The 14,947-nt window shown below is 65.7% G+C and carries 6 protein-coding genes; 4 read left to right on the forward strand and 2 right to left on the reverse strand.

Annotation, left to right across the window (positions count from 1 at the left end):
* The first annotated feature begins 27 nt into the window (after positions 1–27).
* The 3 genes from ACYPXD_RS22635 to ACYPXD_RS22645 are packed head-to-tail and all read left to right on the forward strand — an operon-like array spanning position 28 to position 10,811.
* A complete protein-coding gene (locus ACYPXD_RS22635) occupies positions 28–7,290 on the forward strand; it encodes an amino acid adenylation domain-containing protein (RefSeq protein WP_459716215.1) in 7,263 nt (2,420 codons plus the stop codon).
* A 3-nt stretch (positions 7,291–7,293) separates the two neighbouring features.
* Positions 7,294–9,651 carry a condensation domain-containing protein gene (locus tag ACYPXD_RS22640; protein WP_459716217.1) on the forward strand — a complete coding sequence of 786 codons (2,358 nt, stop codon included), beginning with the start codon at positions 7,294–7,296 and terminating at the stop codon, positions 9,649–9,651.
* A gap of 32 nt (positions 9,652–9,683) precedes the next feature.
* Positions 9,684–10,811, forward strand: a complete 1,128-nt coding sequence (locus tag ACYPXD_RS22645) for an SGNH/GDSL hydrolase family protein (protein ID WP_459716221.1) — start codon at positions 9,684–9,686, stop codon at positions 10,809–10,811.
* Positions 10,812–10,889: 78 nt separating this feature from the next.
* On the opposite strand, the gene ACYPXD_RS22650 is transcribed toward ACYPXD_RS22645, so the two are convergent.
* Positions 10,890–11,966 (reverse strand): glycosyltransferase, encoded by a 1,077-nt coding sequence (locus ACYPXD_RS22650; protein ID WP_459716226.1) that lies wholly within the window; start codon positions 11,964–11,966, stop codon positions 10,890–10,892.
* A gap of 5 nt (positions 11,967–11,971) precedes the next feature.
* Entirely contained in the window at positions 11,972–13,114 is a 1,143-nt protein-coding gene (locus tag ACYPXD_RS22655) for a glycosyltransferase family 4 protein (protein ID WP_459716230.1), read from the reverse strand.
* A gap of 322 nt (positions 13,115–13,436) precedes the next feature.
* On the opposite strand from ACYPXD_RS22655, the gene ACYPXD_RS22660 reads away from it, so the two are divergent.
* Positions 13,437–14,918 (forward strand): flippase, encoded by a 1,482-nt coding sequence (locus ACYPXD_RS22660; RefSeq protein WP_459716232.1) that lies wholly within the window; start codon positions 13,437–13,439, stop codon positions 14,916–14,918.
* Positions 14,919–14,947 lie beyond the last annotated feature (29 nt).

Raw genomic sequence — 14,947 nt, forward strand, 5'->3', positions numbered from 1 at the left:
GGCGACCCCATCGAATTCGCCGGCCTCGTGCAGGCGTTTCGCCTCGGCGGCGTCGAGGGCGGCCAGTTCTGCGCGCTCGGTTCGGCGAAGGCGAATGTCGGCCACCTCGATGCGGCCGCCGGCGTGACCGGATTTATCGCCGCGTCGCTCGCGCTGCGCGACCGCGTCCTGCCGCCGCTGCTCCACTTCGGCGCGCCGAATCCAGGCATCGACGTGGCCAGCAGCCCGTTCTTCTTCAACATGATCGCGCGTCCGTGGGCTGCCGGCCCGACGCCGCGCCGGGCCGGTGTGAGTTCGTTCGGCGTCGGCGGGACGAACGTCCACGTGCTGCTGGAAGAAGCGCCTGAGCGCGCCGACGTATGCGCGCGCGCGCCGGAACAAGGACCGCAGATCCTGCCGCTTTCGGCGCGCAGCGCGGCCGCGCTCGAGCGCGCGAAGACGAGGCTCGCGACGCACCTCGCGGCCCATCCCGGTGTCGCGCTCGCCGACGTGGCCGCCACGCTGCAAACGGGACGCCGCGCGTTCGCGCACCGGGCCGTCGTGATTGCCGACAGCGTCGATCAGGCGCAGGCCAGGCTCGGCAAAGGGGCCATCGAAGCACAAGCGCCGCAGACCCCGCCGGCCGCGCCTCCCGTCGTCTTCATGTTCCCGGGCCAGGGCGCGCAGTATCCGGGCATGGGAGAAGCGCTCTATCGCAGCGAGCCCGTCTATCGTCAGTGGATCGATAAGGGTGCCGAAACATTGGCCGCGCACGTCGGGCTCGATATCCGGACCCTGCTCTTCAGCGCACCGCCGGAAGGCGACGACACCCCGCACCCGATCCGTTCGACGATCTACGCGCAGCCTGCGCTGTTCCTCGTCGAATATGCGCTCGCGCAACTGTGGATGTCGCGCGGCATCAAGCCGACGGCGATGATCGGCCATAGCGTCGGCGAGCTGGTTGCAGCCTGCGTGGCCGAGGCGATTTCGTTCGAGGATGCGCTGTATCTGATCGCACGGCGCGGCGCGCTGATGCAGTCGGCCGAGCCCGGCGCGATGCTGGTCGTGCGCCTGTCGGAGGCCGAACTCGCGCCCGTGTTGCCCGACGACGTCGACCTCGCCGCGATCAATGCGCCATCGCTCAGCGTCGTGGCCGGCCCGTTCGCGGCCATCGAAACGTTCGAGGCCCAGCTCAAGGCAAGCGATATCGAGCATCGCCGGTTGCACACATCGCATGCGTTCCACTCGCGCATGATGTCGGGCGTCGTCGACGAGCTTGCGAAGGTTGCCGATACGCTTTCTTTCGCACCGCCGACGATTCCGTATGTCTCGTCGGTGACCGGCCAATGGGCGTCGATGGACCAGCCGGTGCAAGGACACTACTGGGCAAGCCACTGCCGCAACGTGGTGCGCTTCAGCGATGCGCTGGCCACGGTGACGGCAGAGAGCAAGCCGCTTCTGCTCGAAATCGGCCCCGGCCGGACGCTGTCGACGTTCGTCATGCAAGGCTTGCCGAAGGACCGTCATCAAGGCGCGATTGCCTCCTTGCCCGATTTCGCCACGCGCGACCGGGAGCTTGCGGTACTCGCCGAAGCGACTGGCCGGCTATGGCTCAACGGCGTCACGCCCGACTGGAAAACCGTCCAGACCGCAGGCGCCCGCCGCGTTTCGCTGCCCACCTATCCATTCGAACCGGAACGGCATTGGATCGATGCCCCGGTCACTGCTTCACGCCAACCGGTGACGACCGCGGCGATAACGACCGCAGCAGCACCCGCTGCCACGGTCTCGACCGCCGCGGCGATTACCGCTCCCGCATCGTCAGTCGCAATAACCGAGACCGCCCAGACCGCCATGTCCCAAACCGTCCAAATCGACCGCACACCGCGCCTTATCGCCGAACTGGCTTCCCTGCTTGCCGAGATGTCCGGCGAGGCGCCCGACACGTCCAACCCGGACGTGACCTTCTGGGACCTCGGTTACGACTCCCTGTTTATGGGGCAAGTCTCGCGGCAACTGCGCCGCCGCTATGACGTGACGGTCAGCTTCCGGCAGATCATGAGCGACTACCCGACGTTGCCGGCGCTCGCGCAGTTCCTCGATGGCGCGTTGCCGCCCGATCCGGAACAGCCGGCCGCGCCGGCTGCGGTCGAAGCGGCACCGGCCGCTGTGCCGGTCGCCGTCGCTGCAGCGGCCGCGCCGGTCGCTCCGGCAACAGCTGCGCCGGTCGCAATGCCAGGTGTGGCAGCGTCCGCCGCGCCGATCATGGCCGCGCCGTTCGCGGCCACCCCGGCCACCGGCGATATCCAGTCGGTGTTCCGCGACCAGCTCGCCGCGATGCAGTCGCTGATGTCGCGTCAGCTCGACATGCTGCAAGGCGCGCCGCTCACGGTCCAGCAGCCCGCGGCGGCCATCCAGGCGTCCGCTCCGATCGTCGTGCCCGCGTCGCTCGCCGCGCCGGCTCCCGCCGCCGCCGCGCCTGCACAGGCCGTAGCACCCTCAGTACCCGCAACCGCGGCACCCGCCCGCCCCACCGGCCCCGAAATCAAGTTCGACGAGAACCGCCCGTCGCGCTTCGCCGCTTACAAGCCCGGCGCAACGAGCTCCGCTCAGATGACGGACGTGCAGAAGGCGTTCATCACGGATCTGGCCGCTCGCTACTCGGCCAAAACGGCGACCTCCAAGGCGCGCACGCAGTCCTATCGCGCGGTGCTGGCCGACCCGCGCACCGCGAGCGGCTTCCGCGAGGAATGGAAGGAGCTCGTCTATCCCGTCGTCGCGCAGCGCTCCAAGGGCTCGAAGATCTGGGACGTCGACGGCAACGAATATATCGATCTGGTCAACGGCTACGGACAAACCGCGTTCGGCCATACGCCCGATTTCGTGGTCGACGCCGTCAATGCGCAGATGCAGGAAGGCTTCGCCATCGGACCGCAATCGCCGCTCGCGGGCGAGGTCGCCCAGATGTTCGCCGAGATCACCGGGCACCAGCGCGTCACCTTCTGCAATACGGGCTCCGAAGCCGTGATGGCGGCGATGCGCCTCGCCCGCACAGTGACCGGCAAGGAAAAAGTGGTCTGCTTCGACGGCGACTATCACGGTCAGTTCGACGAAGTGCTCGTCAAGCCGGGCAGCGAGTCCGGCGTGCCGCGCGCCTTCCCGATCGCGCCCGGCATTCCGCAAAACTCCGTGGGCAATATGGTCGTGCTGCCGTATGCGCGGCCCGAAAGTCTCGAATGGATCAAGGCCAACATCGACGATATCGCCGCCGTGCTGATCGAGCCCGTGCAGTCGCGCCATCCGAATCTGCGCCCGAAGGAATTCGTGCAGCAGTTGCGCGAGCTCACGGCCGCCAACGAGTCGGCCCTGATCGTCGACGAGGTCGTAACGGGCTTTCGCGTCCACCCGGCCGGCATGCAGGGCTACTGGGGCATCCAGGGCGACATGGCGACCTACGGCAAGGTGGTCGGCGGCGGCCTGCCCGTCGGCGTGCTCGCCGGCAGCGCGCAATACATGGATGCGCTCGATGGCGGCCAGTGGCAATTCGGCGATGCTTCGGTACCCGAAGTGCCGCCGACCTTCTTCGCCGGCACGTTCGTACGCCATCCGCTGGTGCTGGCCGCGATGAAATCCGTCCTGCTGCACCTGAAGGAAGCCGGCCCGGCGCTGCAGGAATCGCTCGGCGGCCGCATGGCGGCCCTCGTGCAACGCATCAACACGCATCTGGAGAAAGTCGGCATCGCCACACGGGCCGAAACGTTCTCGAGCTGGTTCTATGTCAGCTTCTCGGGCGAGGACCGCCTGGGCAGTCTGTTCTACGCCTACATGCGCTACCTCGGCATCCACATCATGGAAGGCTTCCCCTGCTTCCTGACGACGAGCCATTCGGACGAGGACATCCGCAGGATCGGCGATGCCTTTGAAGCAAGCATCGATGCGCTCCAGCGCGTGGGCATTCTCGCCGGCGCGAACCAGGCGGTCTCTGTCGCGGCGCCGGCCTTGGCGGAACCACGGCAACCCGAACAACCGCGGCAACCGCAACAACCGCAACAACCGCAACTCACGCAGTCGCCGCTTACCGAGCCGCAGAAAGAAATCTGGATGTCGGCTCAGGTCGGCGACGAAGCATCGCTCGCGTTCAATGAATCGTTCACGCTCGAACTGACGGGCAACCTGAACGAGGCCGCTTTCGAACGCGCCTTCGCGGCCACGGTTGCGCGCCACGATGCACTGCGCGCTCACTTCTCACGCGTCGGCGATACGATGTTCGCCGCTACGGCCGCGACGGTTCCGCTCGTGCATATCGATCTGTCGGACCACGCCGATGCAGACGAGGAACTCAAGGCGCTCATCGACGGAGAGGCGCGCGAGCCGTTCGATCTCACGCGCGCGCCGCTCGCGCGCGCCGCGCTGATCCGCCTCGACACGCAGAAGTGGGCGTTCGTGTTCACGGCGCATCACATTGTCTGCGACGGATGGTCGATCAACATCATCCTGCGCGATCTGCAGGCGCTCTACTCGGCCGAGGTGACGGGCACCGAGGCCGAACTCGACGACGTGCAAAGCTTTCTCGCCTTCGCCAAGGCGCAGGACGAGGCCGGGGTCGATGCGGGCACGCGCGAGTTCTGGCTGAACCTGCATCGCACGCCCGCGCCGCAAGCCGATTTGCCCGGCGACCGTCCGCGCCCGGAGATCAAGAGCTTCAGCGGCGCCTCGACCACGCGTCACCTCAGCGCCGATCTGCTCAAGCAGGTGAAGACCGCTGCCTCGAAACAGGGCTGCTCGCTGTTCGCCGCGCTGTTCGGCGCCGCCCAGGTGCTGTTCGGGCGTCTGTCCGGTAACGACGATGTGGTGATCGCCGCGCCGATGGCGGGCCAGTCGCAGGCCGGCGAAGCGCTGCTCGTCGGGCACTGCGTCAACTTCCTGCCGTTGCGCGTGCGGTTCGATCGCGACCAGCCGTTCGCCACGCATATGAAGGCAGTGCGTGACCATCTGTTCGATGCCGGCGACCGGCAGAACTACACGTACGGCGCGCTCGTGCGCGATCTCGGCATCAAGCGCGATCTGAACCGGCTGCCGCTGACCGACCTGCAGTTCAATCTCGAGAAGGTCGACGCACAACTCGAGATGGCCGGCGGCGTCACCACGCGCTTTGCGCCGAACGCAAAGGCCTTCAGCAATTTCGATCTGTTCCTCAACGTGATCGAATCGGCGCAGGGACTGCGTCTCGATTGCGACTTCAACACCGACGTCTACGACGAAGCGACGATCCAGCGCTGGCTCGGCCACTACGAGACCTTGCTGGGCGCGATCGCTCGGGATCCCGAAACGACGGTGGCCGCGCTGCCGCTGCTGAACGAAAACGAAATCCGTCAGCTTCGCGACGAGCTGAACGCGTCGGCACGCGACTACGATCTGTCGCAGACCACGCCCGCGATGATCGCCGCGCAGGCCCGCCATACGCCGAACGCGACCGCCGCGTCGGATCAAACGGTGCGCCTGACCTATGGCGAGCTCGACGAATACGCGAACCGGATCGCCCGCCGGCTCGTCGCAGCGGGCATCGCGCCGCGCGGACGTGTCGCGCTCGCGATGGACCGCACGGTGATGACGCTGGCCGCGATGATCGGCGTATGGCGAGCCGGCTGCGCCTATGTGCCGCTCGATATGACGATGCCGCCGGCACGCTTGCGCCAGATTCTCGATGGCGCCGGCATCGCCGCGCTCCTCAGCGATGCGGCGAGCCGGAACGTGCTGGAATCGGGCGCGCACCGCGTGCTGGACGTGGAGGCATTGCTTGCGCGAGGCAACAACGGCACCAACAGCGATGCCGTCACCTTGCCGGTCGTCACGGATGCCGATTCCGCCTATGTGATCTTCACGTCGGGCTCGACCGGCCAACCGAAGGGCGTGGAAATTACGCACCGCGCCTTGAGCAACTTCCTGCTTTCGATGGCGCACGAACCGGGCTTTACGGCGAGCGACCGCATCGTCGCGGTCACCACGTTCTCGTTCGATATTTCCGGTCTCGAGTTATTCCTGCCGCTGATCGCCGGCGGGCAGACCTTTATCGCGGGCCATACGGAAGTACGCACCGGCTACGAACTCGTGACGCGTCTGAAGGAACAGACCGCCACCGCTCTGCAAGCGACGCCGTCGCTCTGGCGCATGCTGCTGGAAGCCGGCTTCAAGCCGCCGCGAGGCTTCAGGATTCTGTGCGGCGGCGAAGGATTGCCGCGCGATCTCGCCGACGCGCTGCTCGCAACCGGCGCCGAGGTATGGAACCTCTACGGCCCGACCGAGACGACGATCTGGTCTTCCGCCTCGCGCGTCAATGCAAACGGGCCGGTGGTGATCGGCGCGCCGCTCGCCAACACGCAACTGCATGTGCTGACCGACGACTTGCGTCTCGCGCCGCAGGGGATGAGCGGCGAGCTGTGGATCGGCGGCGAGGGGCTCGCGAAGGGCTATTTCAACCGGCCCGACCTCACTGAGGCGGCTTTCCAGCCGGTGGCCATCGAAGGCGCCGCGCCATGCCGTCTCTATCGCACGGGCGATCTTGCCAAACGGCTTGCCGACGGCTCGCTGCAACACCTGGGCCGGCGCGACCAGCAGATCAAACTGCGCGGTTTCCGCATCGAGATCGAGGATATCGAGGCCGCCTTGCGCAAGGCGCCCGGCGTCGCCGCGGCCGCCGTCGCGCTGCATACCGTGAGCGGCAGCCCTCGCCTCGTGGGCTATATCGTCGAGGCTACCGCGGGCAACGCGGACCAGGGCGCGGTCGCGGCGCATGTTGCCGCGCAGTTGCCCGCCTATATGGTGCCCACGCTGTGGATGACGCTCGCCGCACTGCCCCAGACCGTCAACGGCAAGCTCGACCGCAAAGCCCTGCCCGTGCCGACCGCGGATATGGTGGCCGCACCGGTGCGCCAGCCGCAAGCCGCGCTCAAGGCCGTTCCGCAAATCACGGTGCCGGCCGAACCCGCGGCAAAGCCGATCGAACCCGCGGCCATGACGCCGACCGAGGCCACGCTCGCGTCGATCTGGGGCGACGTGCTCGGCCTTCAGCATATCGGCACCGACCAGCAGTTCTTCAGTCTCGGCGCGGACAGCCTGCATCTCTTTCGCATCGTCGCGCGCATGAACGAGCGGGGCCTCGCCGTCGATGCGCGTCAGTTGATGAAGAACGTGACGATCGCCGAACTCGCGGCCAGCCTCGACGGCACGCAGACGGACACGCTGATCGAGGTTCCTGCCGTGGCGCGGCCGTCGATCCTCAACTTCAAGCGCAGGAATGCGGGGGGACTCTGAGCGATGAACTCGATAGCGTTGGATATCGCCCCGACTCACGAGGTCGAAGCCGGTTACGCGCTGTTCCCGGCGACCGCCTGCCAGATCCGCTTCTGGCATGAGCAGAAAGCGTCGCCGGGCGCGACGGCGCTCAACATCGCGTTCCGGCTGCAGTTGTCGGGACCGCTTGACGCCGCGAGCATCGAACAGGTGCTCGGCGAACTGGTCGCGCGTCACGAGATCTTGCGCACCGGCTTCCTGATGACCGGCGCGGGCTTGCGCCAGCAAGTCTGGAGCCGCGCCGACTTCCGGCTCGAGGTGGTGGACCTCGCCGGTTTCGAGGACAAGGCCGCGGTGGCCGAAGCGGAGCGTGTCGGCGGGCAGCAGGCGCGCACGCCGTTCGAACTGTCGTCGTCCTCCTTTTTCCGGGCCGTGTGGTTGCCGAGGTCGGCCACGCAGGGCGAGCTGCAATTGACCTTCCATTCGCTCGTGATGGATGGCTGGTCTTTTGCGATCGTCGTGCGCGAACTCGTCGAAGGACTCGCCGCGTTGCACGCGGGCCACGATCCCGACTATCCCGATGTCGAGCTTCACCATGGCGACTACGCGCTGTGGAAACAGGAGTTCCTCGGCGGCGGCGCGCTCGATCGCGCGCGCGCCCATTGGCGCCAGGAGCTTCACCGATTCACCCGCTTCGATGTGCCCGGCGATCGGCCGCGTCCGCAGCAGCGGCGCTTCCAGGGCGTGATTCGTTCCGTCCTGCTGCCCGACACGCTGAGCGAGCATCTGATCGCGGCCGCCAAGGCGCAGGGCGTCACGCTCTTCAGCGTGGCGGCAGCCGGCCTCGCCATGGCGCTGCAAGCGGCGGCCGGCCAGACGCGGGACGCCAGCGGGACCAGCGGAGCCAACGTGGCAATCGGCACGCAGATGTCGGTGCGCGACCAGCAGGAGCTCGAGGGTGTGGTCGGCCCGCTCATCAACACGGTCATCCTGCGCCTCGACGTTCGCGAAGGCAGCACGATCGCCTCCGTGATCGCGCAATGCGGCGCCAAGCTCAGCGACGCCATCGAACATCTGCACGTACCGTTCGAAGAAATGATGGAGATGGCCGGCGAGGTAGCGGATATGAATCGCCCGCCGCTGTGCTCGGTCAACTTCGCCCTGCAGCAAAGCTTCGTCGGTGTGGGCGACGAGGTGCGCCGCCAGGATTTCGCCGCGACGACGTCGCCCTCGTTCAACGCGGGCGCGCTCTACGACCTCAACTTCTTTATGGTGCGGCGCGCGGACGGCTGGCGCATCTCGTGCGAAGGCGATACGGACCTCTACGACGTCGAGACAATCGACCGGTATCTGGCCAGGTGGCGCGACATGCTCGAAACCGTCGACATCGTCGCCGCACGTCCGGCGGCGCCCGCGCCCGCGAAAACAGCGGCGCCTTTCACGGGCGGCGTCGGCCCGAGCGGCTTCATGAGTCGGGCCCAGCTCGAGGCGAAGGCGCGCAATATCGTGAAGTTCAACGAGAACGCACCAGGCACGCCGATCATCGCGCTCAACAACACGGCCGTCTTCTACGAACTGGCGCGGCAGATCGGCGACGAGCGGCCCGTCATCGATATTCCGATGGTGCCGGAAGGGCCGCCGCGCGAGTTCCCGAAACGGGCCTACGAAGATATCGCCGCGGACGCCGTGCGGCTCATCAGACTGGCCCGGCCGACCGGCCCGTATATCCTGATGGGCCACTGCGTGCTCGGCGCGCTCGCGATCGAGGCGGCCCATCAGTTGCGGCGCGACGGCGAAACGGTGGAGCTCGTGATTCTCAACGATTCGTGGTGCCCCGGATATCGCGAGGACATGCCCTGGTACGACCGGCTATTGCGCAAAGTACGCGTCCGCGCGTACGACATCCCGCGCGACTTCCGCGCGGCCCGGCGGCGCGAAACCTCGATGGTCGTGTTCCTCAAGCAGTTCCGCACCGTGCGCTGGTTCCATCTGATCGCGCTCGGCCACAAGCTGGGCCTGTTCAAAAACGATGGGCCGAACAACGAGCTTGCCGAAAACCTCTGGTACATCGGGCATCTGCGCCTGCAACAGGTGCGCTACCGCGCGGCTCCCTATGACGGCGACGTGCAGATCTTCCGCAGCGGCCAGGCGCTCAAGGGGCGTTTATTCGCCCACGACCTCGGCTGGCATCAGGTAGTCACGGGCAAACTCGTCGTAACCGAGATTCCGGGCATGCACGATCAGATGTTCCGTGCGAACGGCGCTGCGATCATCGGCAAGCAGTTGCGTGAGCGCCTGGCGGGCATCGAGGGAGCGAGCATGGAATCGGGCCCCGGCGCGGAGGACACTCCCGCGGCGGTCGCGAGCCGCGCCGAGGCTTAGATCGAAGATGGATCGGATAAGGTGCCTGGACCATGTTCCGTTTGCGTATTGTGTTGCTGGTCGCGCTTGGCGGTCTGTTGACCGTAGCCGGCCTGATGCTGGTCAGCGCCGCCATGCCTGACGGCCCTGGCCGCCCGTTGGTCGTGGTCGACGCCGCCGCCGCCGGGTCCGCGCCGCCGTCGGGCAGGATACGGTTCGCGGTGCTCGGCGATTCCGACAGCCAGTCGTACCACGACACGCAGCTGCTGAGCAATCCGAGCGCGCGCGGCGGCGCCTGGCGCGCCACCACCTGGCAGTGGACCGAAGTCCTTGCCCGCCTGCGCGGCGACCAGCTCGATCTCGGCGAATGGGGCACGTGGGGCAGCGGCAAATATCGCGCGCGGTTCGACAGGGTTTTGGGTGTGGTCGCGCGCACGCCCCCGAAGGACGACTATCGCTACGATTTCGCGGTAAGCGGCGCCTGGTGCAATCAATTGCTCGGAACCCCGCAGCGCCAGGCGGTCAATCTCGTCAACCTGATGGACAGCGAACCGCAAGCGTGGCAAGGCGGCATCGTGCTGATCCGGATCGGTATCAACGATGTCGGCGGGCACGGCGTGCTCGACGAGTTGGCCCGCGATCCGACTGCATCGCATCCGATGTCGTTGATCAATGGATGTGTCGAGGCAATCGGCGAGACCGTCGCGCTGATCCACAAACGGCATCCGCAAACGAATGTGGTACTGGTCGGTGTGCTCAGTAATGCGGACTGGGCCGTCGAGTTCGACAGCTGGCAATCGGCGCAGGCCATCGCCAATATCGATGCCGGCATGGATGTATTCGACAATGGCTTGCGCAAGATTGCCGCGGCCAATCGCCATGTCTACTTTCTCGACGATCGCGCCTGGTTCAGAAGCCTGTGGGGCGCGCGCGACGAACAGGGCCGCCCGCTCTACAAGACCGTGAGACTGTCGCCGGGCTGGGCCGTCACCAATTCATCGGGCGACGATCCGCACAACTCCGTGCTGTCCGACGGCCACGCGGGCGTCGTGTGGAACACGCTTTGGGCGCAGCACCTCGTCGCTTCGCTGAATGCCGCGTTCGGTTTGCATCTCACGCCGATCACGGATGCCGAGGTGGCCGGTTTTCTCGAACCGAGCTTTGCCGCGAAGCATGACTGATGCGTCGCGCGAGGGCGCCAGAGCGCCAGAGCGCGAGTATTCACACGCGCTCCGCCGCACGGAGCACGAGGCGGCAGCTCAGCCGATCCGCTCGACCAGTTGTCGCCAGCTGGCGAGAATCGGTTCACGCGCGAAGTTCACGAGATGCGCGCGGGCCTGCGACATGCGGCGGGACCGCTCCTCGTCCGACATGCCGGCTAGCAACCTCATACCCGATGCAATCGATGCCGTATCGAGCGGATCGGCATCGACCATCGCTTCGCCGCCGATCTCCGTCAGAATGCTGGACCTCGAAACAAGGCACGGCAAGTCATATTCGATCGCCTCGATCACCGGCATGCCGAATCCTTCCAGAAGACTCATCAGCACAAAGCCCGATGCATTGCGGTAGAGCCAACGAAGCTCGTCATCGGTCGTATAGCCGGGCAGGACCACACCGGCGGTCTGCTTCGCGCGCTCGATCGCGGCCTGCGCGCCCGGCTCGTGCTGTCCGACGATGACGTACTGCCACCCGTCGCCCGCCAGCCCGCTCGCCGAGAATGCTTCGATACAACGGGCCTGATTCTTCCGGTCGCCGATGCTTCCCACGGTCAGCAGAAAGCGCGAAGCAACGCCCGGCACCGCTCGCCCCTCGCCTTCCTTGATGCCCAATCGCGTCGGGTTGTAAATGACGCTCGACGACGCATAGCCGTCTCCGTAGAGCCGGTGAAACTCGTGCTGGGTCGTCTTGCTGACAAACACCATGTGCGGCTTGATGCGTCGAATCTGATCGTAGGCGAGCACGTAAAACTCATGCACGCCGGGCGCGAAGTATTGCGGATGCGTAATCGGACCGACGTCATGGCAGAGCACGACATCGCGCGCCTCCAGCCGGTGACGCACGACGCTGAGCGGATCGAGATGCAGCGTAGGACGCGGGTCGCGGATCACGGGCAACAACGAAGATAGCCGCGGCCTGAATACCCGCGCGACCGTTTCCTTGAGCGTCAGACGCCCCGCGACCCGGCGCATGAAGTCGCTATGCGGAAATTCGTGAAAGCGCCCGTAGCGAACGCTCGTCACACTGCTGCCGAGCGACGCGATAATGTCCTTGCCGAGAAACAGCTTGCCGGTCCGATCGTTGAGCGCCAGCGAGAAATCGACATCGATAGACATGGTTCTCAGTCTCTTTTTTCAGGGGAAGCAGCGAGACCCGGCCGGGACGCAGCGTTGACGGTCTCGAACAGATGGCGGGCCGCCTGCTTCCAGGTGAAGTTGCCGGCCTGCCGGCGCCCCTCGGATATCAGCGATTGGCGCACCGCATCGTCGTTGAGCGCCGACAGAATATTCAGACTCCATGCTTCGGGGCTGAACGGGTCCGCATACAGCGCGGCCTTGCCGCACACCTCCGGAAGCGCACCGTACGGCGCGGCGACGACCGGGCAGCCGAGCGCCATCGCTTCGAGCGGCGGCAAACCGAATCCTTCGGTTAACGAAGGAAAAGCCAGCGCGCCGGCATTGATCATGAGCCCAACGAGTTCGGGGTCGGTGATGCGACCGGCGAAGCGCACGTTCGGCGGCACGACGTGCCCGAGATTCTCGAATTCCGCGCGCGTCGCGCCGCCGAACAGCACGAGTTCGACATCGCTCATTTCCGCATTGGCGAAGGCCTTGAGCAGCACACCGATGTTCTTGTGCTTCTGCGTATTCGCAAGCGCGAGCACATAGCGCCGCGGCTTGAGATTCAACACCGCAAGCTGCCCCTCGTCGGGCCGGATCTGCAGCACGTGATCGCAGCCGTTGTGCACGACGACGATCTTGTCGGCGCTCGCAATACCGTAGCGCACGAGTTCCTGCTTGGAAAATTCGGAAACGGTCAGGATCACCTTGTGCCGCTTGCCGATAAAAAAGAACAGAAACTTGTAGCGCAGCCGGAACGGCAGCGAATAGGATTCGGGCGCGGAATACACCTGGGCGTCGTGAATCATCGTCGCGCAATCGCGATGAAACAGCGGCCCGAGATTGCAGAGGTTCAGAATAAAGTCCTTTCTGCGCGCCATCGGAAGATACAGTTGTTCCCACGCGGTCCTGTGTATCTTGCGCGCCCAAGGATCCTCGCGAACACACGAGATATTGCGGTAAGGCGGCACCTTGGCGCTGTCCCTGACCACCACGGCATAGTCGACGCCATTCGCGGCCTGCCCTGCGATCAGGGCATCGGTTGCCGCGACAAGCTGCTCGGCAACCCTGAGCACGCCGGTCGGCGCCGAACCGAAAAACTTGCCATTGAACGCTATCGTTTTCGATGCGATCGTTTTCATCATCTTCCCGTCCGCTCAAGCGTCAATCTTCTTCGCAGGTATTTGCTGAATCCGATCAGATTGCCACTCAAACTACCCCCAACTATCGACACAACGCTCCGGCGTAATACGCGCAATGCTGCTGGCGCGCCATTGCGCGGGCGATGCGGTTTTCTATGTCAGGCATCGTATCGGTGCGTCGGGCGCGGCACTGCTGCCTACCGCACGCAAACACGGATATTGCGTGCAGCTTGCCGGAGGCGAAAAAACCTGTGACGTGCGCCGACGAACAAACTCTGGTGCGTGCCTCGGCCAGAATGCCCTAGTCGACATACCGGACCATTCCATGAGCACCAAACCCAGTCTCAGACGCAGCGCCACGATCAACCTCGTCGGCAGCATCCTGCCGATCCTGATCACGCTCGCGACGACGCCGATCTACCTCCACCATATCGGCGCCGCGCGCTACGGCGTGCTAGCGATCGTCTGGATGGTGCAAGGCTATTTCGGCTTTCTCGATCTGGGGCTGTCTCAGGCGACGTCCAACCGCATCGCGCAACTCGACGACGCGCCGCATAGCGAACGCCAGGCCGTCGTGTGGACCGCGTTGATCCTGAACGCCGCGCTGGGTGTCGTGGGCGGCCTCGTGCTGTTTGCGCTCATGCACACGATGCTTGCGTTCTTCGATATTGGCGAGGCGCTGTCCGCCGAGTTGCTGCCCGCGCTGCCCTACGTTGCCTGTCTCGTGGCGCTCTCGAATCTGATCAGCGTGTTCAACGGCGCGCTGGTCGGACGCGAGCGCTTCGGCGTGCTCAACGCGTTACAGCTCGCGGTCGCGACCATTTATCAGCTTGCGCCTCTTGGAGCGGCGTTCCTGTTCGGACCGAATCTGCGTTATCTGGTGTTCGGCACGCTCGCAGCAGGCACGGCGGCGCTGGTGTTGACTGCCCTCGTGGTCTGGCGGGTATTTCCGCTCTCGCTTGCCAATGGCCCGCGCCGCGATCTGGTCCGTCCGCTGTTCTCGTACGGTGCGTGGATCAGCTTGACGCGGCTCGCGACGCCCGTGCTGGAAACCGCCGACCGCCTTCTGATCGGCCATGCGCTCGGACCGCAGGCGGTCACCTACTACCAGGTGCCGTTCAATCTCGCCCAGCGGGTGCGGCTCTTTCCCTTCGTGATCATTCGCACGCTATTTCCGCGTCTGTCGGCGCTCGATGCCGCGAGTGCCGCGGCACTCTCCTTCAGCGCGATACGCGGCCTCGCCGCCGTCCTCACGCCGATGATCGTATTCGGCATTTTTTTCATGCACCCGTTTCTATCGCTGTGGCTGGGCCAGGAATTCGCCGCGCGCGCGACCTCGGTTGGCGAGGCGATTCTCGTCGGCATATGGATCAACTCGCTCACGATGATCGCCGCCTGCCACCTGCAGGCAACGGGCAAGCCCGGTGTCGTCGCGCGTCTTCAGACCTACGAAATACTGCCGTTTCTCGCGTTGCTGTGGTGGATGCTACAACACTTCGGCGTGCTGGGCGCGGCGCTTGCCTGGAGCGTGCGCTGCCTCGTCGACGGGCTGCTGGTGTTTTACGCCGCGCGCCTCGATGGGCGGCCGATACGCATGCTGGTCCTGCCCGCGCTGATCGTCATGGCGGCGTATGTCGGGACACTCGTCTTCGCTCCGCTCACGTGGCCGAGCATCGCGGTGTGGTTCGGCATGACGGGGGTGGCGCTCGCGTGGAGCGCGCACATCGAACCGCGCGCCCGGACGCGTGCGATCGAGCTCTTCGCGTCGATCCGCAACTACACGCGACGTTCCGCGCAAAGCCAATAGGATCGCGCGGCATTGCAACGCGCGCTGGC

It is taken from the genome of Paraburkholderia sp. 2C, assembly GCF_054589215.1.